At 65.8% G+C, this 23826-nt stretch carries 22 protein-coding genes; 10 read left to right on the top strand and 12 right to left on the bottom strand.

Annotated features, from left to right (window positions below):
- Positions 1-93: 93 nt before the first annotated feature.
- Positions 94-1401 carry a multicopper oxidase domain-containing protein gene (locus ACQR07_RS18305; RefSeq protein ID WP_434903619.1) on the top strand — a complete coding sequence of 436 codons (1308 nt, stop codon included), beginning with the start codon at positions 94-96 and terminating at the stop codon, positions 1399-1401.
- 24 nt (positions 1402-1425) lie between these two features.
- Positions 1426-2508 (top strand): enolase C-terminal domain-like protein, encoded by a 1083-nt coding sequence (locus tag ACQR07_RS18300; protein WP_434903618.1) that lies wholly within the window; start codon positions 1426-1428, stop codon positions 2506-2508.
- 174 nt (positions 2509-2682) lie between these two features.
- Here the strand turns inward: ACQR07_RS18300 and ACQR07_RS18295 are convergent, their stop codons facing one another.
- On the bottom strand, positions 2683-4182 hold the full coding sequence (locus ACQR07_RS18295) for an NAD(P)H-hydrate dehydratase (protein ID WP_434903617.1): 1500 nt from the start codon (positions 4180-4182) through the stop codon (positions 2683-2685).
- Between the two features lie 525 nt (positions 4183-4707).
- On the opposite strand from ACQR07_RS18295, the gene ACQR07_RS18290 reads away from it, so the two are divergent.
- Together ACQR07_RS18290 and glnA are read left to right on the top strand one after the other, a co-directional pair.
- Positions 4708-5046 carry a P-II family nitrogen regulator gene (locus tag ACQR07_RS18290; protein WP_009027873.1) on the top strand — a complete coding sequence of 113 codons (339 nt, stop codon included), beginning with the start codon at positions 4708-4710 and terminating at the stop codon, positions 5044-5046.
- A 225-nt stretch (positions 5047-5271) separates the two neighbouring features.
- On the top strand, positions 5272-6681 hold the full coding sequence (gene glnA / locus ACQR07_RS18285; RefSeq protein WP_434870054.1) for a type I glutamate--ammonia ligase: 1410 nt from the start codon (positions 5272-5274) through the stop codon (positions 6679-6681).
- A 124-nt stretch (positions 6682-6805) separates the two neighbouring features.
- Here glnA and ACQR07_RS18280 read toward each other — a convergent pair whose 3' ends face one another.
- From ACQR07_RS18280 to ACQR07_RS18245, 8 genes are all read right to left on the bottom strand, one after another.
- Complete coding sequence (locus ACQR07_RS18280; protein WP_434903616.1) at positions 6806-7573, bottom strand: SDR family NAD(P)-dependent oxidoreductase; 768 nt, start codon at positions 7571-7573, stop codon at positions 6806-6808.
- Entirely contained in the window at positions 7570-8679 is a 1110-nt protein-coding gene (locus ACQR07_RS18275; protein WP_434903615.1) for an ABC transporter ATP-binding protein, read from the bottom strand. Before ACQR07_RS18275 ends, ACQR07_RS18280 begins: the two co-directional genes overlap by 4 nt.
- An 8-nt stretch (positions 8680-8687) precedes the next feature.
- On the bottom strand, positions 8688-9545 hold the full coding sequence (locus tag ACQR07_RS18270) for a carbohydrate ABC transporter permease (protein WP_434903614.1): 858 nt from the start codon (positions 9543-9545) through the stop codon (positions 8688-8690).
- A complete protein-coding gene (locus tag ACQR07_RS18265; protein WP_434903613.1) occupies positions 9538-10449 on the bottom strand; it encodes a carbohydrate ABC transporter permease in 912 nt (303 codons plus the stop codon). The genes ACQR07_RS18270 and ACQR07_RS18265 overlap by 8 nt, the downstream gene beginning before the upstream one ends.
- A 14-nt stretch (positions 10450-10463) precedes the next feature.
- A complete protein-coding gene (locus ACQR07_RS18260) occupies positions 10464-11750 on the bottom strand; it encodes an ABC transporter substrate-binding protein (protein WP_434903612.1) in 1287 nt (428 codons plus the stop codon).
- A gap of 60 nt (positions 11751-11810) precedes the next feature.
- Positions 11811-12983, bottom strand: a complete 1173-nt coding sequence (locus ACQR07_RS18255; protein ID WP_434903611.1) for an ROK family protein — start codon at positions 12981-12983, stop codon at positions 11811-11813.
- A 311-nt stretch (positions 12984-13294) separates the two neighbouring features.
- Complete coding sequence (locus tag ACQR07_RS18250; protein ID WP_434903610.1) at positions 13295-13897, bottom strand: hypothetical protein; 603 nt, start codon at positions 13895-13897, stop codon at positions 13295-13297.
- Positions 13898-13954: 57 nt separating this feature from the next.
- Positions 13955-14497: an AAA family ATPase gene (locus tag ACQR07_RS18245; protein WP_434903609.1), complete on the bottom strand. Its 543-nt coding sequence runs from the start codon at positions 14495-14497 to the stop codon at positions 13955-13957.
- A 208-nt stretch (positions 14498-14705) separates the two neighbouring features.
- On the opposite strand from ACQR07_RS18245, the gene ACQR07_RS18240 reads away from it, so the two are divergent.
- From ACQR07_RS18240 to ACQR07_RS18230, 3 genes are all read left to right on the top strand, one after another.
- On the top strand, positions 14706-15608 hold the full coding sequence (locus ACQR07_RS18240; RefSeq protein ID WP_434903608.1) for a helix-turn-helix domain-containing protein: 903 nt from the start codon (positions 14706-14708) through the stop codon (positions 15606-15608).
- Positions 15609-15731: 123 nt separating this feature from the next.
- Positions 15732-17018 (top strand): MFS transporter, encoded by a 1287-nt coding sequence (locus ACQR07_RS18235; protein ID WP_434903607.1) that lies wholly within the window; start codon positions 15732-15734, stop codon positions 17016-17018.
- Positions 17011-17907 carry an amidohydrolase family protein gene (locus ACQR07_RS18230; RefSeq protein ID WP_434903606.1) on the top strand — a complete coding sequence of 299 codons (897 nt, stop codon included), beginning with the start codon at positions 17011-17013 and terminating at the stop codon, positions 17905-17907. The genes ACQR07_RS18235 and ACQR07_RS18230 overlap by 8 nt, the downstream gene beginning before the upstream one ends.
- A 202-nt stretch (positions 17908-18109) precedes the next feature.
- Here ACQR07_RS18230 and ACQR07_RS18225 read toward each other — a convergent pair whose 3' ends face one another.
- Complete coding sequence (locus tag ACQR07_RS18225) at positions 18110-18664, bottom strand: TetR/AcrR family transcriptional regulator (protein ID WP_434903605.1); 555 nt, start codon at positions 18662-18664, stop codon at positions 18110-18112.
- An 83-nt stretch (positions 18665-18747) separates the two neighbouring features.
- On the opposite strand from ACQR07_RS18225, the gene ACQR07_RS18220 reads away from it, so the two are divergent.
- The 3 genes from ACQR07_RS18220 to ACQR07_RS18210 all read left to right on the top strand — a co-directional run bounded on the left by ACQR07_RS18220 (position 18748) and on the right by ACQR07_RS18210 (position 21230).
- Positions 18748-19110, top strand: a complete 363-nt coding sequence (locus ACQR07_RS18220) for a hypothetical protein (protein ID WP_434903604.1) — start codon at positions 18748-18750, stop codon at positions 19108-19110.
- Positions 19111-19841: 731 nt separating this feature from the next.
- Positions 19842-20273 carry a hypothetical protein gene (locus ACQR07_RS18215; protein ID WP_434903603.1) on the top strand — a complete coding sequence of 144 codons (432 nt, stop codon included), beginning with the start codon at positions 19842-19844 and terminating at the stop codon, positions 20271-20273.
- Positions 20274-20291: 18 nt separating this feature from the next.
- Positions 20292-21230 (top strand): hypothetical protein, encoded by a 939-nt coding sequence (locus tag ACQR07_RS18210; protein WP_434903602.1) that lies wholly within the window; start codon positions 20292-20294, stop codon positions 21228-21230.
- A gap of 699 nt (positions 21231-21929) precedes the next feature.
- On the opposite strand, the gene ACQR07_RS18205 is transcribed toward ACQR07_RS18210, so the two are convergent.
- Together ACQR07_RS18205 and ACQR07_RS18200 are read right to left on the bottom strand one after the other, a co-directional pair.
- Positions 21930-23090 carry a lipase-like domain-containing protein gene (locus ACQR07_RS18205; protein WP_434903601.1) on the bottom strand — a complete coding sequence of 387 codons (1161 nt, stop codon included), beginning with the start codon at positions 23088-23090 and terminating at the stop codon, positions 21930-21932.
- Between the two features lie 53 nt (positions 23091-23143).
- A complete protein-coding gene (locus ACQR07_RS18200) occupies positions 23144-23755 on the bottom strand; it encodes a hypothetical protein (RefSeq protein WP_434903600.1) in 612 nt (203 codons plus the stop codon).
- Positions 23756-23826: the final 71 nt, after the last annotated feature.

The raw sequence follows: 23826 nt of genomic DNA, 5'->3' as shown, positions 1-23826 counted from the left end.
TGGGGCCTCGACGGCGCCCGCGGCCGGCCTATCGGCCAAGCTCGCGGCACACATAAGGGAAAACGAGATGATCCGCATCCCCCTCAACGCACAATGTTTTGTCGCATGACGCAGGCCTCGGAATGGCTCAGCCGCCGCGCCGTGCTCGGCGGCTTTGCCGCAGCCTGCGCCGTCTCCTGGCCGCGGCTCGCGCCGGCCGCCGAACGGACGTCCGTAACGCTGGAGGCGCGGCCCGAATCTGTCGCGCTCAGCTCCGGCCGGCCGCCATCTCCGGTCTGGGGGCTGGCGGGAGGCAGCCGGGTGCTTCGCCTGGCGCGTGGCGCCGTGCTCGATCTCACCCTGGCGAACGGCCTGTCGATTCCGGCCGCGCTGGCCGGCCGCGGCCTCGCCTTGGCCGCGCCGCTGCTGGTACAGCCTGCGGCCGGCCCCGGCGGCCGCTTCACCATCACGGCGGCGGCGGCGCGGGCCGGGACCGGACTGCTCGACCTTCGGCTGCTCGGCGACGGCGCAGCCGCGCCGATCCGGCCGCTCGCTATCGTCGTCGATGAAAGTCCCGCGGTAACCGCCGACCGTGACGAGGTTTTCCTGATCGAAGACTTCCGGCTCAAGAGCGATGGCACCGCCGTCGCCCCCGGCGCCGACGCCAGGGACGCCGAGCTCATCTATACCGTCAACGGCGAAGTTCAGCCGGACCTCGCGCTGCGGGCCGGGGCGCGGGTGAGGCTCAGGTTCATCAACGGCTGCCAGCGCGCTGTGATCGCGGTCAAAATCGCCGAACTGGAGGCCGCCCGGGTGATGGCCATCGACGGTCAGCCGGCGGAGCCGTTCCTGGCCCGCAACGGCGCCGTCGTGCTGCCGCCGGGCGGCCGCACCGACGTCTTCATCGACATGCCGGCGAAGGCCCCGCTGCCGGTGCTGCTGCATGATGGCCGCGATGCCAGGCCGATCGGGCGCCTAACGCTGTCCGGCGAGCCGCCGCTCCGCGCCACGCCGCTACCGCCGCCCGCCGCCCTGCCCGCGAACGGATTGCCGGACAAGCTCGACCTGCGCAATGCGGTTCGCGCCGACATTGCGCTCGACGGCGCCGACTGGCGCACCCCGGTGAAATTCGACGCTCGTGCTGCCCCGGCGTTCCAGGCCAAGGCCGGCCGCACCGTCGTGCTGGCGCTCGCCAACAAGACCGCCGCCACCACCGTGGCGCATCTGCACGGCCAGCCGTTCCGTCTGCTCGACCGGCTCGACGATGGCTGGAAGCCATATTGGCTGGACACGCTGGCGCTGGAGGCCGGCCAGACCCAGCGCATCGCGTTTCAGGCCGAGGCCGCCGGACGGTTTCTGATCGAGAGCATGGCCACGGAGTGGGCGGCGCCGCGGCTTTTGCGGTGGTATGAGATTGGTTGAGGAAACGAACCAGGGAGAACTCCCATGACCCAGGCTGCCATCACCGGCGTCACCGCGCGCGCCGTCGTCACCCCGATGAAGCGCCCGCTTCGCAACGCCTTCGGGGTCATCGACACCGGGCCGCTAGTGCTGATCGACGTCGCGACCGATCAGGGCGTGACCGGCCATTCATACCTGTTCGCCTACAGCAGGCTCGCGCTGAAGCCGCTGCTGCTGCTGGTCGAGGAGATCGGCCGCGAGCTGACCGGCAAGGCCCTGGTGCCGTTCGACCTGATGAAGCTGATGGACGCCAAATTCCGCCTGCTCGGCTGGCAGGGCCTGATCGGCATGGCCGTCTCAGGCCTCGACATGGCGTTCTGGGATGCGCTGGGCCAGCTCGCCGGAAAGCCGGTGGTCGAGCTGCTCGGCGGCACGGCGCGCCCGATCCCGGCCTATGACAGCTACGGCGTGCTCGACGCTGGGAACGACGAGCGCACCTTGCGCATCGCCTGCGACGAGCATGGCTTCCGCGCCATCAAGACCAAGGGCGGCCATGGCGATCTTGCCACCGACGTCGCGATGATCAGGGGCCTGCGCGCGCTGCTCGGCACTGATGTCAAGCTGATGCTCGACTTCAACCAGTCGCTCGATCCCGCTGAGGCGACACGTCGAATTACCGCCCTTGCGGAGTTCGATCTGACCTGGATCGAGGAGCCGGTGCCGCAGGAGAATCTCTCCGGCCACGCCGCGGTGCGCGAGCGCTCGGAGATCCCGATCCAGGCCGGCGAGAACTGGTGGTTTCCGCGCGGCTTCGCCGAAGCGATCGACGCCGGCGCCTCCGACTTCATCATGCCCGATTTGATGAAGGTCGGCGGCATCACCGGCTGGCTCAACGTCGCAGGACAAGCCGATGCGGCGTCGATCCCGATGTCGAGCCACATCCTGCCCGAGGCCAGCGCGCACGTGCTGCCGGTGACGCCGACGGCGCATTGGCTGGAAGTGCTCGACTTCGCCGGCGCGATCCTGGCCGACCCGCTGCAGGTGGTGGATGGCAACGTGACGGCGAAGGGGCCGGGTCTCGGCCTTGCGTGGAACGAGAGCGCGGTGGCGAAGTATCAGGTGACGTAAGCAGCAGCCTGAGCGAGATGCGGAGGCGCCGCCGCACCCTCAGCTGTCATCGCCCGGCTTGACCGGGCGATCCAGTACGCCGAGACGTCTCTGATCATACTGAGAAGCCGCGGCATACTGGATGCCCGCCTGCGCGGGCATGACAGTGTTTGCTGGGCGACGGCTCGCCCCTGATCAGTACTCGATGCCCAACCGGTCATACAGCCGCCGGAACACCGCCGGCAGCGTCTCGGTCAGATCCTCCGCAATCAGCCCCGGCCCCGCCTCCGATCCGGCCTCGCCGTGCATCCATACGCCGATGCAGGCAGCCTCGAAGGCCGGCACGCCCTGCGCCAGCATTCCCGCGATCATGCCGGCGAGCACGTCGCCGGCGCCGGCGGTGGCGAGCCAGGGCGGCGCGTTGGCGGCGATGGCGGCGCGGCCGTCCGGAGCGGCGACCGTGGTGTCGGCGCCCTTCAGCAGCACCACGGCTCCGCAACGCGCCGCGGCCGCGCGCACGCGCTCGAGCTTGGATCGGCCCGGATATTTGTTGCTGAGGTCGGAAAACAGCCGCGGGAATTCGCCCTCATGCGGCGTCAGCACGATCTGTGCGTCGGGCACAGCCCTGATCTGCTCGAACAGCCGCTCGGGCGCATCGGCAAAGCTCGTCAGCGCATCCGCATCCAGCACCAGATGACGCTTCGCGGTCAGCGCGGTGAAGACCAGATCGCGCGTGCGTTCGCTGACACCCGTGCCGGGGCCGATGATGCAGGTGTTGTAGCGCTTGTCGCCGAGCAGCTCACCGAAGTCGATCGCGGTCTCCGCCGCGCGCACCATCACCGCGGTCAGCGCCGCCGCATTGACCGCCAGCGCGTCGCGCGGCGAGGCCAGCGTGACGAGGCCTGCGCCTGCCCGCAGAGCTGCGCGCGCGGCCATCCGCGAGGCGCCGGTGGCGGTCACGTCGCCGGACATCGCCAGCACGTGACCCCGCGCATATTTGTGACCGTCGATGCGCGGCACGGGGAAACGACCGTGCCACAGCTCGGGGTCGTTCTCGAACGCCTGCGGGCCGATCTCGCCGAGCACCTGCGGGGCGATGCCGATGTCAGCGAGCCGGACCCGGCCGCAATGGATCCGCCCCGGCAGCAGCAGATGCGCCGGCTTCTTGCGGAAGAAGGTCACGGTCTCGGTCGCCCTGACCGCGATGCCCATGACCGCGGCCGTGGTGCCGTTGATGCCGCTCGGCAGGTCGACCGCCAGCACCGGCGCGCCATTGGCGTTGATCGCGGCGATGACGTCATGCGGCTCGCCGGTCACCGGACGGCTGAGGCCGGCGCCGAACAGCGCATCGATGATCAGGGCCGGCTTGCCGATCGCCTGCGGCGTGAACGGCAGCACCGGAAACTTCCAGCCCTTGGCGGCGGAGGCCGCGTCCCCCTGCAGCGCATCGCGCTCGCACATCAGGATCACCGAGACATCGCGGCCCTGCGCGGCGAGCTCCGCGGCTGCGACAAAACCGTCGCCGCCATTGTTGCCGGGGCCGCAGACGACCAGGATCGGGCCGGTTTCCGCCAGGTCCATGGCCGCCTCGGCCACCGCCTGGCCGGCGCTCAGCATCAGCGAGAAGCCCGGCGTGCCGGCTGCGATCGTCAGCCGGTCGGCCCGCTCCATTTCGCTCGTGGTCAAGACTTCCATGGCAACTCATGTCCCCAGCAGCCGATGTCCGCCGGCTGCGCGATGCTCGGTGGGACGTCGCGCGCGGCTTCCCCAAGCCGGACGCGCCGCTGATCCCTCGTCTCCTATTGCCGCGCCCGAAGGCAACTTCCAAGGGCGTGCCGGCCCCACAGAGGGGTGCAGAATTCGGCAGTCCCGCCTTTTCACTGGGCATTTCCGCTAGGGCGCGATCGCCCCGTCCATACCTGCCCAACGTTTCATCTGTTTGCCTAATCTCAAGGCTCCGGTATTCTGGGCACTCCCCGAGGGAATCGTCGGGCAATCGCGAAATGCCGGATTATCGGCTCGATTCAGGCTCGGTAGCGACTTGGCATAGACCCTGCTTTTGTGGAGCCACTTCGGCACGAGGCAACACAGGCTGTCAATCACCGGCCTCCACCGGAGAGTGTCAGGTCCGGTAACGAAACGATCGAGAGACCTGCGTATTGGGCGCAGCCTGACGATGACCCACCTGTTTTTTATAGCGGAATGCCCGGGAGGCGCTCAGTGAAGAAAATTGAAGCCATCATCAAGCCGTTCAAGCTCGACGAGGTGAAGGAGGCGCTTCAGGAGGTGGGACTTCAGGGCATTACCGTCACCGAGGCCAAGGGCTTCGGCCGGCAGAAGGGCCATGCCGAACTGTATCGCGGCGCCGAATACATCGTCGACTTCCTGCCAAAGGTGAAGATCGAGATCGTGATCGGCGACGACCTCGTCGAGCGCGCGATCGAGGCGATCCGCCGCGCGGCCCAGACCGGCCGCATCGGCGACGGCAAGATCTTCGTCTCCAACATCGAGGAAGCCATTCGCATCCGAACCGGGGAATCCGGACTGGACGCGATCTGACCCTTCTGCGGGAGGCTTGGAACGGCGCCGCCGCCCCCAAGCCTCCGGGAGAACATCTGCTGCGCCAGCAGCCAGACGGCAGCGCGAGTGTCCTCTGCGAGGCGCTTGCACGCGGCCCTTTTGGCGTTTCCGATATTGTCTTGGCCCCCGCGCGAGGCTATGGAGCATGACCCGCGGACGCCGTCCCGCGCCGGGCCGTGACGTTACAAGCCAAGAGGGGTATTCATGAAGACCGCCAAGGACGTCTTGAAGGCAATCAAAGACAACGACGTCAAATACGTCGACCTCCGCTTCACCGATCCGCGGGGCAAGTGGCAGCACGTCACCTTCGACGTCAGCATGATCGACGAAGACATTTTTGCCGAAGGCACGATGTTCGACGGCTCCTCGATCGCCGGCTGGAAGGCGATCAACGAATCCGACATGTGCCTGATGCCCGACCCGGTGACCGCGACGATCGATCCGTTCTTCGCCGAAACCACCATGATCATCACCTGCGACGTGCTCGAGCCGACCACCGGCGAGCCGTACAACCGCGACCCGCGCGGCATCGCCAAGAAGGCCGAGGCGATGGTGAAGTCGATGGGCGTGGGCGACGCCGTGTTCGTCGGCCCCGAGGCCGAGTTCTTCGTGTTCGACGACGTGCGCTACAGCTCCTCGCCGTACAACACCGGCTTCCGCCTCGACTCTTCGGAGCTGCCCACCAACTCCGACACCGAGTATGAGGGCGGCAATCTCGGCCACCGCATCCGCACCAAGGCCGGCTACTTCCCGGTCCCGCCGCAGGACTCGGTGCAGGACATGCGCTCGGAAATGCTCGGCGCGATGGCCCGCATGGGCGTCAAGGTCGAGAAGCACCATCACGAGGTGGCGTCGGCCCAGCACGAGCTCGGCATGAAGTTCGACACGCTGACCCTGATGGCCGACCAGATGCAGATCTACAAGTACTGCATCCATCAGGTCGCGCACATCTACGGCAAGACCGCCACCTTCATGCCGAAGCCGGTCTATGGCGACAACGGCTCGGGCATGCACGTCCACCAGTCGATCTGGAAGGACGGCAAGCCGGTGTTCGCGGGCAACAAGTATTCCGACCTGTCGGAGACCTGCCTGTCCTACATCGCCGGCATCATCAAGCACGCCAAGGCGATCAACGCCTTCACCAACCCGTCGACCAACTCCTACAAGCGTCTGGTCCCGGGCTATGAGGCGCCGGTGCTGCTCGCCTACTCCGCGCGCAACCGCTCGGCCTCGTGCCGCATCCCCTACACCTCGTCGCCGAAGGCCAAGCGCGTCGAGGTCCGCTTCCCCGATCCGCTCGCCAACCCCTATCTCGGCTTCGCCGCGATGCTGATGGCCGGCCTCGACGGCGTGAAGAACAAGCTCGATCCGGGCCCGGCGATGGACAAGGATCTCTACGACCTGCCGAAGGAAGAGCTGAAGCAGATCCCGACCGTCTGCGGCTCGCTCCGCGAGGCGCTCGAGAACCTCGACAAGGACCGCGCCTTCCTGAAGGCCGGCGGCGTGTTCGACGACGACTTCATCGACAGCTACATCGAGCTGAAGATGACCGAGGTCGCGCGCTTCGAAATGACCCCGCATCCGGTCGAGTTCGACATGTACTACTCGGGCTAAGGCCCGGCAAAGATCGGCGGACACGACATCAGGGCGCCCCTCGCGGGGCGCCCTTCTTTTTCATGACTTGAGGAAACGGCGAGCTGGCCAGATCCTGCGCGTTCACCCTGAATCTTGGCCCGCCCTAGGCGAGACCTGCGTCGACCTGGAAGCATTGGCGCGTGATGCGCTGGCTGTCGTCGGAGGCGAGAAACAGGGCCATACGCGCGATGTCCTCAGGCGTCACGGCATCGGGGATGATCTGGCGCGACCGCATATCCGCGATGGTCTTCTCGTCCGGATACCACAGCCGGCGCTGCCGCTCGGTGATCACCATGCCCGGAGCAATGGCATTGACGCGGATGCGGTCGGGGCCGACCAGCCGCGCGAGCGAGTTGGTGAAACCGACGATCGCCGCCTTGGCCGCGGCATAGACCTGCAGCCCCGGCGCGCCGCGCATCCATGCGATCGACGACATGTTGATGATCGAGCCGCCGCCCCGGGCCTGCATCTGCGGTACGATCGCCTGCGCGGCAAAGAAGACGTGCTTCAGATTGACGCCGATCATCCAGTCGAACGCGGCGGGCGTCACCTCCGCGAGAACCTGGCGCTGGTCGTTGGCGGCGTTGTTGACGAGCACCGCGGCATCGCCAAGCCGGCCGCGCACCTCGGCGATGGCCTCGCGTAGCGCCTCGATGTCGAGCAGGTCGCAGGGCAGGAACAGGGGCGCGTGGCCGGACGCGACGGCGACTTCCTCGACCAGCGCCTTGCCGGCCTCGGCATCGACGTCGAGGAACGCGACACGGGCCTGCTGCGCCGCGAATGCGCGCACGATCGCGGCGCCGATGCCGCTTGCGCCTCCCGTCACCAGGACGACGCGTCCCGCCAGCCCTGAATAACTCGTTTGTGTCATGCGATCAGTCGCTCCGTCTCGGGGTCGAACAGGCACACGCGGCGGGTGTCGAGCGCAAAAGTCGCGGAGGCTCCCGGCGTGGGACGAACGTCCGGTGCGATCCGCGCCATGGCCGCCTCGCCTCCAAGGCGCAGCAGCACGATGGTCTCGGCGCCGGTCGGCTCGACCATCTCCACCGGCGCATTGACCAGGATCGGCGGGTCTGCCGAAAATGCGCGGCTGCCCTCGGCGATGCATTCCGGCCTGATGCCAAGCACCACGTCGCGGCCGATGAACGGCGCCGCGGCATCGTAACCCTGCAGTCTCAGGCGAACCTCGTCCGGCCGGCCCGCGCCGATCACGACGACCGGCGCGCCGTTCTCGGCCTCGAGCCGCGCGGGCATGGTGTTCATCGGCGGCGAGCCCATGAAGCGCGCCACGAACAGATTGGCCGGATAGCGGTACACCGTGTCGGGATCGGCAAACTGCTGCACTGAACCCTGATGCATCACCGCGATCCGTGTCGCCATCGTCATCGCCTCGATCTGGTCGTGCGTGACGTAGACGATCGTGGCACCGATGCGCTGGTGCAGGCGCTTGATCTCCATCCGCATCTCGACGCGCAGCTTGGCGTCGAGATTGGACAGCGGCTCGTCGAACAGGAACAGCAGGGGATCGCGGACCAGCGCCCGCCCGATCGCCACGCGCTGCCGCTGTCCGCCGGACAGCTGCGACGGCTTGCGGCCGAGCAGCGGCTCGATCTGCAGCAGCCGCGCGACATTGGCGACGGCTTCGTCCTGCTTGGCCTTCGGCACGTGCCGGCATTCCATGCCGAAGGTGATGTTCTGACGCACCGTCATCGACGGATATAGCGCGTAGGACTGGAACACCATCGCGATGTCGCGATCCTTCGGGGCGACGTCGTCGACGAGTCGGCCGCCGATCTCGATGCTGCCCGAACTCTGGCGCTCGAGGCCGGCGATGATGTTGAGCAGAGTCGACTTCCCACAGCCGGACGGTCCCACGAGCACGATGAACTCGCCCTTGCCGATCTCGAGGCCGATGCCCTTCAGCACCTCGATCGGGCCGAACGTCTTGTGCAGATCGCGGACGGTGAGCGCTGACATGTGGTTCCCTATTTGACGGCGCCCGCGGTAAGGCCGCGGACGAAGTATCGGCCACCGAAGAGATAGACCAGAAGCGTCGGCAGCGCCGCGATCAGCACCGCGGCGCTCTGTACCCCGTGCTGCGGGATGTCGGCGATCGCCGCGGAAAGCGCGATCAGCGCGGCCGTGACCGGCTGCTGCTGGCCGGTCGTGAACGTCACACCGTAGAGGAACTCGTTCCAGATATGGGTGAACTGCCAGATGACCGTGACGATCAGGATCGGCGACGACAGCGGCAGGATGATGCGCCAGAAGATGCGGAAGAACCCGGCGCCATCGATGCGCGCAGCGCTGATCAGCTCACGCGGCACGGCGACGTAGTAGTTGCGGCAGAACAGCGTTGTGAAGGACAGGCCCTGGATCGTGTGCACCAGCACCAGGCCCGAAAGCGTGTTGATCAGCCCGATGTCCCGCAGCACGATGGTCCAGGGCAGCAGCCGCATCTGCTGCGGAAGGAACAGGCCGAGGGTGACGATGCCGTAGATCCAGCTGTCGCCGCGGAAGCGCCACAGCGACACGGCGTAGCCGGCGACGGCCCCGAGCAGGGTGGAGATGATCGTCGCCGGGATGGTGACCAGCGCCGAGTTCAGCATGTAGGGACGGATGCCGGCACAGGTTTCGGCGACGCAGAAGCCGCTCCAGGCGGCGGCGTAGTTGCTCCAGGCCCAATGTTTCGGCCAGCCGATCATCGAGGCCTGCGCGATCTCCTCGTTGCTGCGCAACGAGTTCAGCACGACCACCACCAGCGGCGCCAGATAGGCGGCAGCGATCAGAATGACCACGAGATAGATAAGGATCCGGCCTGGCCCGGCGCTGCGCTCACGCATGACCGCCCCGTCGGCGCTGGATGGACTGCCACACCGCATAGGGCAGCAGCACCGCGAGCAGGATGAGCAGCATCAACACCGCCGCTGCCGCACCCCGGCCGAGCTGGCTACGCTGGAACATGAGATCGTAGACGACGAGCGCCGGCAGCTGGGTGGCGATTCCCGGGCCGCCATTGGTGAGCGCGCGGACGAGGTCGAAGGTCGAGATCGCGAACTGCAACTGGATGACGGCGACAGTGATGGTGATCGGCCAGAGCGTCGGCAGAATGACGCGGGCGTACAGGCGAAAGGGCCCGGCGCCATCGATCTGCGCCGCCTTGACGAGCTCGTTGTCGACCGACCGCAGACCGGCGAGAAACAGCGCCATGGCGAAACCGGAGGACTGCCAGACCGCGGCGATGACGATGGTCCAGATCGCCATGTCGCGGTCGATCAGCCAGTCGAACCGGAACGACGCCCAGCCGAGATCGTGCACGAGCTTCTCGATGCCGAGGCCAGGATTGAGCAGCCAGCTCCAAACCGTGCCGGTGACGACGAACGAGACCGCCAGCGGGTAGAGGAAGATCGATCGCAGCACGTTCTCGCCGCGAATGCGCTGGTCGAGCAGGATCGCGAGCAGCAGGCCGATCAGCAGGCTCAGCAGCACGAAGACGCTGCCGAACAGCAAGAGATTGTTGAAGGCGATCTGCCAGTTCCGCGACGCCAGCACGGCCGTGTAGTTGCGCAGACCGACCCAGCCCGACATCGGAATCAGCGTGGATGGCGTGAACGAGACCCAGAGCGTCCACAGCGCGAACGAGACCAGGTGCCCCGCGGCAAGCAGCAGCGGCACCCAGATCATCAGTTGCTCGGCCAGCCGGCCCAGCAGGCCGGACAGCGCGGTCCGGCCTGGCCGTGTCGACATGGAGAGCTCGCCGTTCAACGCGCGCCCTCGACCGCATCGCTGAGCCGGGCCGCGCCCTGCTCCGGCGTCATCGCCTTGTTCTTCACATATTCCGTGATGACGTCGATCATCGCGGCGGTCATGCCGTTTTCCTGCGCCATGTTGTGGGCGAGGCTGAGCACGGCCTGGTTGCTGGCGACGGCGTCCTTCAGCGCCGCGGCGGTCAGGCGCTGGCCATCCGACCAGCCGGCGCCGGACAGGTCGACATCGGTCCGCACCGGGATGGATCCCGTGATCTGCGAGTACATGGTCTGGATCGCGGGATCCATGACGAGCTGCGCCATCAGGGTCTGCCCGGCCTGCAGATCGGCGTCTTTGCGCTGCCAGAAGATGAAGGCATCGGCATTCAGCAGGAACACCGGTTTGCCATTGTCGCTGGGACCCGGCGCGATGATGAAGTCCTCGAACTTGAAGCCGGCGTTGCGCAGCACGCCCTGCGCCCACCCGCCCTGGATCATCATGCCCATGTCGGCCTCGATGAAGCGTTTGAGGTTGGTGGAGAAGTGCTGGGCACCGACGTTCGGATCCATCCAGTCGGCGATCTTGCGCAGCTGAGCAAAGGCCGCCTTGATCTCGGGACCCTTCAGCGCCTTCTCGTCGAGATTCATGATCGCCGCGCGATAGGCCGCAGGACTGATGCCAGCGAGAGCGGCCTCGAACTTCTGTCCGTCATCGGGGCGGGTGCCGCCATTGCCGACGGGATATGGCACGCCCGCCGCCTTCATCTTTTCCGCCAGCGCATTGAAGTCGGCCCATGTGACCGGGATCTTGTCGGCCTTGGCCTTGTCCATCGCGCGCTTGGAAAGGAACAGCATGTTGGTGCTGTAGATCTGCAGCGGCAGCGCAATCCATTTGCCGTCCGGCTTGTGCAGTTTGGCGAGGTCGGGCGCGATGACCTTCTCGTAACCGGCCGCAGCGACCAGCGCATCGAGATTGACGGTCGGGGCAATCTTCGACCAGGCCGCGATCTCGGGACCCTTGAGCTGCGAACACGCCGGCGGATCACCCGCCATGATCTGCGCGCGCAGCTTGTTCATCATCTCGGTGGTGAAGCCTGGAACGGGCGAGTGCTGCCAGATCCCGCCCTTCTCCTCGAATTTCTTGCCCAGCGCGGTGATCGCCGCGCCATCGCTGCCGGCGGACCATTGCGAGATCAGGGTCAGGCGCGGCTTGGGACCGCTCTGCGCGCGCGCGAAAGCGGGCAGCGCGAGCGCAGCCGCAGATCCAGCGAGCAGACGACGCCTCGTGGTGATAATCGGCATGGCATGTTCCTCCCGGGCTTGTAGTTGATCCGCTTTTGGGGCCGCGCGGTTGACGGCATCTCAGGCAGCCTCCGTTGCTTCGGCGGGCATCCCGCCACGGCTGGCGAGGCAGCAAGCGGCGAAGGCCAATGCGGCACGCGGGTCGTGGCCGGTCGAGGGCGGCACGAACGCGACCGCCAACGCCGCAGCGTCGAGCCCGCCGAGCAGGCTGGAATCGATTCCCTGAAGCAGCGACGTCCGATCCTCCGGCGGGAGAAGTGACGGCCAGCCGCTGATGGCGATGGCGCGCGAAGGCTTCACGTTGAGCGTATTGCCGATCGCGAGCCCAAGTCGAAACAGCCGGAGTCGCAGCTCCTGGCGCACCTGCGACGACAACGGGACCGTCGTCACCCAGTCGTTGCGGAGCTCGTGCAAGTCCGGCTCGGGAACGCCGAGCAGCGCGGCCAAGGCGGGCAGCGAGGCGTAGGCTTCGACGCAGCCGTGATGACCACAGCGACAAAGCGGCCCGCCATCGCCGAACACCATGTGGCCGAGTTCGACGACCTGCGCGCCATCCGTCGCGATCGTATCATCCATCCAGGCGCCCGCGACGCCCTGTCCGACGAAGACGAACAGATGCGCGCCGCTGAACGGATAGCCCTCCATGCGGCAGCGATGAAAGGTGGCGTGTGCCACCACCGAATTGGTGAACTCGGCCGGCACATCTCTGAACATCTCGCTCAGCATGGCACGGATGCGCGCGATGTCGCAGGGAATGATGGCGTTGCCCGAGACGCTCAGGCGGCCAAGGCCGGGAACGCTGATCCCGATCTGCACGAGCTTGACATGGCGCCGTCGCGTCCAGTCGCGCAGCACGGTCAGCGCTTCGTGGAAGACGCGCCCGACGGACTGAACCGTCGGATGTTCCGGCAGGGCCAGTCGTTTCGTCTCCTGCAACTCGCCGGACAGCGCGCCGATGCCCACGCTGAGCCACTGCCCCGCGATCTCGATGGCACCGAGCGCGACGGAACGATCCAGCGACACGAGCGCGCTGGGACCGCCGAAATACGGCACCGGCCGCCTGATCTCCTCGACCAGACCTTCCGCCTTCAGGTCAAACAGGATTCGCGACAGGCTCGCCTCGGAGAGACGCACAGCCTTCGCCAAGGGCGGACGAAACATGCCGCCGGACTGGAGCAGCTGCCCCAGGATGGCCGCGCGCGTCTGCCGCCGGCTTCGCGGCTGCTCCGACATGTCCCTCCCTCGCATCATTCTTACTTAGTGCAAGAATGTGCGTGAGAAGCGATTCACATGTCAAGCGCGTTGCCGCTTCCTACCGTGACTTGTTGTTGTGCGCGGCAGCATCGTCAATTCAAAACGACGGTCTCAAACGAGACGCTCGCGCGGTCATGCGAGTCTGCAACTAACAAAACCGAGACCCCCGTGCGCGGGACTTACCCTTCGCGACGCCGCCTCGAATCAAAGCGAGACCGCCGTATGCGGCGCGTTCAGGCGATGCTCTCGCATCGCCTCGAGAACCATGAGGCCCGGTGGCCAGACCAGCGCTATTTGTCGGGAAAGTACACGACGATCTGCTCGACGACTGGCGCCCATTTGCGCGCCTGAGGATTGCCGGACGAAACGCGGTCGCCTCGCGGAGCGCCCTTGTCCTCTCTGCCCTTGCCAAATCGAACCGAGATCCCGCATCCGCCCGGCAGAGCACGGCCCAGCGCGCCGCCTTTCCAATCGACGACGAAGCCGCCGCCATCGGTGAAGAACTCGCGCATCAGAAACGGCCGGCCGTTGATCCCCTGCACTTCGGCAAGCGTGGCGCCGAGCGTCACGCCGGCGACGTTCCAGTGGCTCGTCTTGGCGTCGATCAAGGTCAGCCGCGACACCCGCTGCATGGTCTCGTCGGCGAAGCCGATTTCAATGCGCCATTCCGGCGACCGCGGCAGCAACGCGACGCCCTTATAGGTGATATCTTCCACTCCGGTGAAAAGCCCGTCGTCGACCACCGCCTCCTCGCCATAGCGCTGCATCAGACTCTTGGCGGAATCGTCGACCGACACCGGGGAGGTGCAGGTGATCGGCCCGTCGGCCGGAGGCATCGTCTGCGCCGACACCGGTGTGGCGAGCAGCATCAAGAGAACGATTGATTGACGCACGGCGGCTCCTCACTCCTGCGCGAACTTACCATCGCTGCACAGCCCCCGTCACGCCGTCTACGCCGCACCACGTCCGTCGACGCGCGAACCTTCGGGCACTGCCGGAGCGTAAACGCCCCGGTGAGCGCTCATCTCTGCCGCCGTCGGCGGCTCCCAGATGCTTTCGATGAAGTCGAACATCGGCCGCGTGACGGTGAGCGAGAAGGTCTCGCCGCGCGTCGCGTTGCGTGAGCTGACGCGCCGCCATCGTTCGTCGGCGGGCACGTCGAGAAAATGCAGCGTGACGTCGAACCCGGACTGCCGGGCCATGGCGGCGAAGCTCGCCCGGCTGCTGGCGCGCAGGAACGACAAATCGAGCACCGGCGCGATGCCGGCCCGGGCGCAGCCGATGGCCATGCGCCCGATCTGACGTTCGCAGCGCCCAACCCGCTCAGTGATCCAGTCGACGCGCAGCGGCTCGGGCTGGTCGCTGGCGAACAGCGCCACCATCCATTCGTCGATCGAGAAATGCACCCCGTTGCAGCGGCTGACGAGGTCGCGTGCGTAGGTGGTCTTGCCGGCGCCGGTCGCGCCGCAGACGAGGTGGAATGTGCTGGTCATGGCTTTCGATCCTCTGGTGGTTCTAGAGGATATATATCCGGGTAAAATATGCTTTGTAAATATCACCCGGGTAATATTTGCGAACACCAAGGCACCCGTGGAAGGCGGCTTCGACTCGCGAGGCTGGAGAACGCCCCGCCCTGAGGTCGCCAGCCCGGCCAGACAATGCTAAAATTCGCGTCAGCCCTTCAGCCAGACGCCCCTTTCCATGCAGCTCCATCCCCTTCGCCATGCCGAGCGCGTCACGGGACGCCGGCAATCGGCGCTGATCGACCTGTGGTCGACGGCGGGGTTTGCCGCTGCGGTCAGCGAGGTCACCGGGCCGCATCTCTACGAGTATGGCGAACTGCCGGTGCCGACGGTGGCGATCACGCTGTACGACGTCCGGCGCCACGTCCTGATCGAGGACGGCACGGTCCGGCGCGATGCGCCGGTCAGCGCCGGGCGTTTCCGGATCGGCCAGCCCGGCTGCAGCGTGGTGGTGGATGCCGTGCCCGAGGTCCGCTCGGGCCCGCTGCTCATTCTGTATCTCGGCGATGCCCTGCTGAAGGAGGTCGCGGCCTCCCGTGGCTCCGCACTGCCCGTCACGCTGACGCACCAGGCCTGGGACACCGAGGATCCGATGCTGGAAGCCGCGGCGAAGCGGCTGGTCGAGAGCTGCGGCGATGGCGGCAGGCCGAGTCGGCTGCTCGCCGAGCAGTTCGCCTACACGCTGGCGCTGCACGTCTCGGACCGCTACGCGACGCAGCGCCCGACGGAATCGGAGCGGGCGCAGCCGCTGGACGAGCGGATGCGGGCGCGCGTCACGGAGTTCGTGCGCGCCGATCCCGGCGCCCCGATGACCCTCGCTGCGATGGCGGAGGTGGCCGGGATGAGCCCCTCCTCCTTCATCCGCAGCTTCAAGCAGGCGACCGGAACGACGCCGCACCGGTTCGTCGTCGAGCAGCGCGTGCTGGCCGCGCGCCGGCTGCTCGCGACCTCCGACCTGCCGATCGTGGAGATCGCACTGTCGCTCGGCTTCTCCTCGCAGTCGCATTTCGGCGCCGCGTTCCGGACGGTGACGGGCGAGAGCCCCGCACGCTATCGCCGCCAGCAGCGCGGCGGCCGGTGATTTTCTGACAAGTCAGCAGCAACCGACTCCGTCTCGGCGATTTTCTGACAGACGCCGCGAGGTCTTTCGGAGCAATCTCTCCGGGATCGACCGCCCGACAAGAGCGGCGCATGGGAGGGACGCATGTCGACAGCTACGGATACGGTGGTGCCGATCGAGGACACGAGCCTCACCGGCTTCTACAACGGCATGACCACGGCCGAGCGGCGCACCTTCTGGGCCTGCGCCACGGGCTGGGCGCTCGACGGCATGGACTTCATGATCTACCCGCTGGTGATCGGCACGATCATCGCGCTGTGGAAGGTCGATGCCGGCACCGCGGGCCTCGCCGGAACGGTGACGCTGCTCGCCTCGGCGTTCGGCGGCTGGGCGGCGGGCTATCTGGCCGACCGCATCGGCCGTGTCAGAACCTTGCAGTTCACCATCATCTGGTTCTCGCTGTTCTCGCTGCTGTGCGCGTTCGCGCAGAATTTCGAGCAGTTGCTGGTGCTCCGCGCCCTGCTCGGCCTCGGCTTCGGCGGCGAATGGGCCGCCGGCGCGGTGCTGATGGGCGAGACCATTCGCGCCGAGTATCGCGGCCGCGCCGTCGGCAGCGTGCAGTCCGGCTGGGCCGTCGGCTGGGGCCTCGCGGTGCTGGCGCAGGCCGCTCTGTTCTCGCTGCTGCCGGCCGATCAGGCCTGGCGGTGGATGTTTGCGATCGGCGCCCTGCCGGCGCTGCTGGTGCTGTATCTGCGCGCCTTTGTGAAGGAGCCGGAGGTCGCTGCTGCCGCGCGCGCCAAGATCGCCGCCGCGGGCCAGAGCCCGTCGATCCTTGAGATCTTCCAGGGGCCGATCCTGAAAACCACCATTCTCGCCTCGCTGGTCGCCACCGGCTGCCAGGGCGGCTACTACGCCATCACCTTCTGGGTGCCGCGCTTCCTCACCACCGAGCGCAAGCTCTCGATCGTGGGCTCGACCGGCTATCTCGCCGCGCTCATCATCGGCTCGTTCGTCGGCTATCTCGTCGGCGCCTGGTACGCGGACCGATTCGGCCGGCGCAATCTGTTCCTGGTGTTCTCGCTCGGCGCCATGGTCGTCGTCGCCGCCTACACCCAGTTGCCGCTGTCGAACGAGGTGCTGTGGCTGCTCGGCTTTCCGCTCGGCTTCTTCGCCTCGGGCTATTTCTCCGGCATGGGCGCGTTCCTGACCGAGCTCTATCCCACCCGCTTGCGCGGCTCCGGCCAGGGCTTCTGCTACAATTTCGGCCGCGGCATCGGCGCACTGTTTCCGTTCCTCGTCGGCTATCTGTCGCAGATGACCTCGCTCGCCACTGCGATCTGCCTGTTCGCCGTGTTCGCCTATGCGCTGTTCTTCGTCGCCGCCTACGCGCTGCCGGAGACGCGCGGCAAGGTGCTGCACGCCGATGCGTGAGATCGCGTCCGACGCCGATCGGGCTCCCGCCTGCGCGGGGCCCGATCCGCATCCGCGCAGGGCCTCGCGGTTCGTCGTGCCGCCGGGCGCGGTCGACACCCACGCCCATGTCATCGGGCTGCCGCCGCGCCATCCGTTCGTGACCGCGCGCAGCTACACGCCGCCGGAGGCCACCGCGGCCTCCTATCTCGCGATGCTCGATGCCACCGGCATGACCTATGGCGTGCTGGTCCAGGTCAGCGTCCACGGCACCGACAACAGCCTCATGCTCGAGACGCTGCGCGCCAACCGCGAGCGGCTGCGCGGCATCGCAGTGATCCCGCTCGGCCTGCCGGACCGCGAGCTGGCAGCGCTACAGCAGTCTGGCGTCGTCGGGCTGCGCCTCAACGTCCTCTACGGCGGCGGCATCGGCTTCGCTCAACTACACGACTACGCCGCGCTCGCCCGCGAACTCGGCTGGCATCTGCAGTTCCTGATCGACGCCGCCGATCTGCCCGCGCTGGCACCGCGGCTGGAAGGGCTGGCGGTGCCGATCGTGATCGACCATTGGGGCCACTTCGCGGTGTCGCGCGGCTTGGCCGATCCCGGCTTCCAGACGCTGGTCTCATTGGTGCGCGACGGCGCCTGGGTGAAGCTGTCCGGCGCCTACCGCAACACGATCGAAGGACCGCCCTATGCCGACACCGTACCCTTCGTCCGCCGCCTCCACGAGGCCGCCCCCGACCGCTGCGTCTGGGGCTCCGACTGGCCGCACGTGGCGCACCGCGGCCATATGATGAACGTCGGCGAACTGCTCGATTTGCTGGCCGACTGGGTACCTGATGCTGCCGCACGCAAGCGCGTTCTTGCCGACAACGCGCAGCGGCTGTACGGGTTTGTGGCGGCTTGAAGCGGTCTGTGGTGGCGAAAGACTGTTTGGTCACGGGCCTCATCTTTCGCGACTGCGCAAAGCTCCTCAGCATTAAGGGGGAGATCGCGCGCGCCGGAGCATGGCCGTTGATCCTCTGCACTTCGGCGAGAGTCGCTCCGGGCGTCACGCCGGCGACGTTCCAATGGCTCGCCTTGGAGTCGATCAAGGTCGTCGGCGAGACCTAGTCCGCATCCCTGAGAAGCATGTTGAAGACGATTTCGATGTTTCCGGATTTGCCCTGGCCAGCAAACATCGATGCAGGTCCGAGAGCGTAGTGTCCGATCAGCGCCTGGAAGGCGAATTCGGCACGAACCGATGCATCTCGTGGTGCAAAGCCTGCTTCCAGGAAGAGTTGCTTCACATAGGCGATCCGCCGCCGCGTGATCTTGTTCAGTGCAGCGGACGCCCTGCTGTCCGACCTTGCCCAACCTTGGATGGCGAGAAACAATCGGCCGTCGGAGTCGAGCGACTTCTGGAACAGCATGCGAAGCTTCGCCCGCGCGTCACCGCCCGACGCGTCGATGGTCGCAATGATCGCGTCAGTCGCGACGGACTCCCACGTTTCCAGCATTGCGTTCAGGAACGCCGAGCGATCCCGAAAGTGCCAATAGAAACTGCCCTTGGTCACCTCGAGTCGCGCTGCAAGATCCGTTATCCGCACAGCGTCGACACCTTGATCGGCGAGGAGTGCGAGGCCGGCTTTCAGCCAGGCCTCACGATCCAATCGGTCCGCCACCATAATCTCCATACCCGCAAGTATTGACTCGTGCTTCGAAGGTGAAGTACCACTCCATACTCACGAGTATGGAAGGATACAAGATGTTTTGGCCGATCGGCATACAGATCGCGGGGGCGGCAGCCATCGTCGTAGCTCTGATCCACGGGGTCGCTGCCGAGGTCAGGCTTTTCCCGAACGTGACAGCCGCATCTGCCGCCCATGTCGTTCTGCTTCGATTTGTTTGGCAAGCCAGCACGTTGGCGTGGATCACGTTCGGTATGCTGCTGGTTGCGTCTCCTTGGATCGGCCGCGCCCCGATTCGATGGATCGCGGCGGCCGCGATGGTCGACTTTGCTCTGGGCGCAGCCGGGGGATTGATCGCAACCGGGCCCACTCACTATGGATGGATGCTGCTGACGACCCTGGCAGCGCTGGTCGGCCTGGCAACACCATGGCTGAGCTGACGCTTGCAGCCGACCGAGGCTTCTGGGAACAGTGCCAGCCGCTTTCAAACGCCGATGAAAGTCTTCGCGTCCGAATGAGCCAAGCTGAGGACTATTGGTGACAGTGCACTAAACTTTACGGACTTTTTTGCAGCGTCACCGTAATCGAGCGTAATCCCCTGATCTTGCGACGTCCCGTGCGGTGGCCGAACCTCTGGCGAAGTCGTGCCGCGAGCCGGGGCTGCAAGTATTCGTATGTTCGATCGAGCGGCGGGCCGTTCAGATATGACTAGCGGTACGATTGTTTCGGTTCGTACAAATCTTGCGCTCACGTCCGACTTTCGCCTTGCGACAATAGGCGCTCTGCTTTTATCGTCCCGTCCACCGCAGGATTTTCGTCGTCGGTTGTACGGTGCACTCCTCCTTGGGGCAAGTGCGGGGTTCGCGGCGGCCAATCCACACGTGATCATATGAGTGATTGAAGGCGGCAGCCCGGCACTGTGGTGGCGTGCTGTGCAGCGGCGAGGCCTCGTCCGACCGTCGAATCCTGATCATCAGATTCGGAGAGTGAGACATTGCCGGCCCAACCAAGCGTCCGTAGCGCCCAAACAAGTCGGCCGACCAGCTGTGAGCTGGTCGGGATCGATGATGCAGCATTGGCATTCCATCACGTTCTGCTTTCGGCCGAGAGGGTCCGTTGTCGACTCCGCCATTTCATCGGCGCGACATTCTTGGCCGCTACGATCTTGGGGATGTCGCTGTCGACTGCCTGCGCGGCGGAGATCCTGGATCTAGGTCGATACGGGAAAGATATCGCCCAGCTCAGCTGGTGCACCGACGACATGATCGCGTTTGCCCGAGATACGACGCCATCCGATCTCAAAAACCTGTTTCCCCCGGATTATGCGAAGCGTACGACGGTCAGTGTTCTGGAAATCGGAGCAGAACGTCTCCGCGACGTGGCAACCTACGAGAATGCCAATATCGTCGACACGATCAACTGGGCGGGGATCAGCTGCGTCAGAGGTGGCGAATATCTTCATGTGTCCGGCCATACTGCTCTGCTCAAGGCAGACAATGCGCAACTACCGGGCCTTCTAAGGTTCTCACAATTTCTAAACATCGCCGCGCAGGCCAAGCCGTTGAGAAAGCCAGAGTCAATTTGGCTTCCGACCGAGGGCTGAGGTCTTCGCGATGAGCTTTTGACGGCGTCTGATGGCAGCGTCTATGGCGTCGCGGAAGGAGGATGGCGCGTTGCCGGCGGCTCATCTTCTGAGAATAGGAAGATAGTCGAGCGCGACGGAGCTCATAGCGTCGCGGCCGGCGGCGCTGAATTTACGACCATTTCCCCGCCTGTCGGCTCCGCCGCGCGAAATCCTTTTCCGATCTACGGACTCTGGACGCCGGAGAAGTCTTGGATGGGAAGCTATGATTGCCCCGCCTCCCGTCCTGGCTGTGACGCTCCTGGAAACCGCGTGAAGGTCGGATACTGGTTTTCGACCAAACTGAATATCGGCAGATCGCGGTCGCATTTCGTATTCACGGCGACGCCAGGAGCGAATCCGGTTCTGCAGCGCTGGCCTGTCGTTGCTATGGCTGGCGTCGAGAGTAAGGGCCAGATCATCGTCGGGGTCGCGCTTGACGCAACGCGGTGCTTCGTTCTCTTGCAGCCAAATCCCGGGCTTGCCGAAAATCGGGTTGGCGGCCGTCTGCGTCTGGATCTGTATCTGGCGAGCTGCGCATTTTCTCAAGGCCGACTTGAATTCGACCAGCCTCGCCGGATCGCTCGGCGTCAAGCTTCGTTCACTCAAAAAGAGATTCAGCTCCATGGCGAATTTGTAGCCCTCGTCGAATCGATCGATTTTGGTGAGCAGCCGGAAGACCAGCCTCCGTTCGAGAAAGATGCCATGGCGAATGCAAAGATCTGCGTGCGCCTGTTCCGCATGTCTTCCAACGGATCCGCAACACCTGAGAATTCCATCTGTGCGAATTCAGACGCAATCAAGAGCAATCGGCTCACGCTCAGTCCGAACGCGAAGTACCTATTGATTGAAAGCAATACATCTCCTTTCCTGATTCCAACGAGCTATCGGCAGGATGGCAGGGGCCCGGCGTGGCTTACCAATGGAACAGATCAATGACAGAAGTCATTCTTCGCGACCGTCCCTTCCCGCATCCCCCGCATGCGCAAACTGCCCGTCGAGCCAGTTTGTCGCACGTTGTCCGGCTTGTGTCGTCGGGCAAATCAGATCGATTGTCTCGGCCATCCCGTTCGCGATGAAGAGGGGCGTTTCGGCCGATCGTCACGGAGCGTAGCAGCGGGGAGCGGTGGACGTGTCGGGCTCGGGGATCTGCGCAAGCGGTCCGGCGAATGAGCCTGGGACGTACGGTCAAGTCGCGTGGTCCTGGCCTCCCGACGCTGAGGTCAAGCCGGTCGATGATGCCTAACGGCGTCTCGCCGGTGATGGGGGCAAGAAAGCCCGGTCCCCAGGGAGATCGCGAAGCAGCCGTTAAAACCAGCGCGCGGGGAAGGCCGGGTCGTCCGGCTGGACTCGTGGTACCTGCCGCCTGCATTTTTTTCTGCAGGCGGGCCACGGGCCTCAGTCGAGGTCCGGTCTTCCCCGCGCCCTCTCATGATCGAGGGCGATGACGGCAGCATCACCCGGGCGCGGAAGCGCCGCGGGGCTGCGGCGGGCTGTTTGCAAACATCGTGTAGTGGATGCGGTGGAGCGCGGTCGCGGCTGCGTGTCGCGCGTCAATTCTCGTCCGCGAGGGTCGAGGCACAACGGCAAGTTCGCCGTTGTCCTGATCTCGTTTGTCTCTCGTGCAATCGGCGCAGGTCAGATCGTCTCCAGGCGCTTCACGAGCTTCTGGTAGAGCTGCTGCTGCGCCGCGCGGGCGCCCGGCAATTTGGCGCCGAACGCCGGGTCGAGGTGATCGAAATCTTTCTCCAGAAACTTATCGACGTATTCGAAGTACCACTTACCCTTTTCGATCGTCGCGCGGGACAGAAATCCCTCGCCGCCGAGCGGCTCCTGATGATCGGTGAAGGGGAACTCCTGCGAGATCGCGCTGACGGCGCCGTCATTCTCGCGCCAAGTGTCGATCTGGAGCCGCGACGTCGTACCCCAATGGTCAAACGGCCGCGCATCGGCTGCAAAGTCGTCCCTGTCCGCCTGATAGATCGCTGACGCGTGCAGCAGCGGGTTGATCCCGATATAGCGGACAGGCAGATCGAAGCTGAGCACCTTCAGTTTGTCCGGCATGCGGGTGACGAGCGAGAGATAGTAGGTGTTGGGGTTGCTGGAAAATTCGGCGTTCGCGGCATGGCAGCCGGACAGCGTCAGATCGCAGGCGAGATTGTCCCGGCCGCTCACGAAAGCGGCGCGCGCGACGTCATCAGGCCATTGCTCCAGCCACAACTCCGGTAGCGGCCCTCCCGACACCGCCCTGACCAGCGCGAGCGCGCCGTCGATCAGCAGTTTGGAATTCGGCCCGAGCTGACCCGTGGCCGGGTCGCAGCCGAACATGTAGGTCAGCGTCGATCCGTTCAGCACACCCGAGATCGAGATCACCGCCTCGATCCAGTCGGCATTCGACCCGACGCCGAAGAAATCCTCCGCAAGCAGCCGCTGCAAGGCGAGGCAAGTATGAGCTCCGGCACTGTGGCCGACCAGGATCACCGGATTACTGGCAGACCAGTCCGGCAACAACGGCGGAGGAACGTGCCGCCTGCTCCGCGGCACGACGGCTTGCTTGCCGTCGGCGGCGATGCCGGCTCCGGGGGCGGCGTAGTGAAAGTCCCCTCCCCTGATCTGGGCGAAGATCTCGCAGGCCCGGTCATGGAAGGAGCTGATCGGTCCGCATTTGACCTCGTGTGCTTGGAAGCGCGAGCCTTCGAACTGCGCGAGCGCGTCGCCCCAGTACGAGAACGGCAATTCGCCCTCGCCCCAGCCGAAGATGCCGTGAACGAAGATCACCTTGTGCGATGTCAGGGCCATTGCGGATCCTCCCGACGGCCGGTGCCGCTCGCCCGCGGCGGGGACGGCTGCGATTACTTTGCAGCGAAATTCACTCCGATCTCGGTCACGACGGGTGCGAATTTCACCAGCGCCGGATTGTCGGACTTGACCTTCACGCCGTCGCCCGACAGCGCGCGGGGAACGTTGCCATCCTTGCCGAAGCGCAGCGTGATCGAGCAGCCGCCCGGCAGCATGCGCCCGAGCGCGCCGTTCTTGAAGTCGGTGACGAAGCCGCCATAGTCCCAGCCGAAGCCGGCGACGACGAACGGCTTGCCATTGGCCTGCTGGACCGCAGCGAGGCTCGAACCGATGGTGATCCCGGCGACGCTCCAGCGGCTGGTCTTGGCGCTGTCGCGCAACGTCAGCCCGGAGACCGGGCTCATCTTCTTGTCGTCGATGAAGGCGACCTCGATGCGGCGATCCATGGCGCGCGGAAACAGCACCAGGCCCTTAAAGGTCTCGCCCTCGGCGCCCGGCAGGTCCTGCACGACAGCCTCGGCGCCGTAGCGCTGCTTGAGGCTCTGGGCAGAATCGGTCGCCGCGACCGGCAGCGTGCAGCTGATCGGCCCTTCCATCGGCGCCGCCGTCTGGGCGAGCGCGGGAGCAGCCAGCAGCAGGGCTGCGGCAGTCAGGCAGTATCGCATCGGGGCCCTCGGCTCGGCATGTCGTGGGACGTCTCAGCAGCTAGGTCTATAGCGATGCCCGTCCGGTTCAG

The organism is Bradyrhizobium sp. HKCCYLS20291 (genome assembly GCF_051167715.1).
Taxonomy (GTDB): Bacteria; Pseudomonadota; Alphaproteobacteria; order Rhizobiales; family Xanthobacteraceae; genus Bradyrhizobium.
Note: the sequence above shows the minus strand (reverse complement) of the source record. Positions and strands in the feature narration are given on the sequence as shown.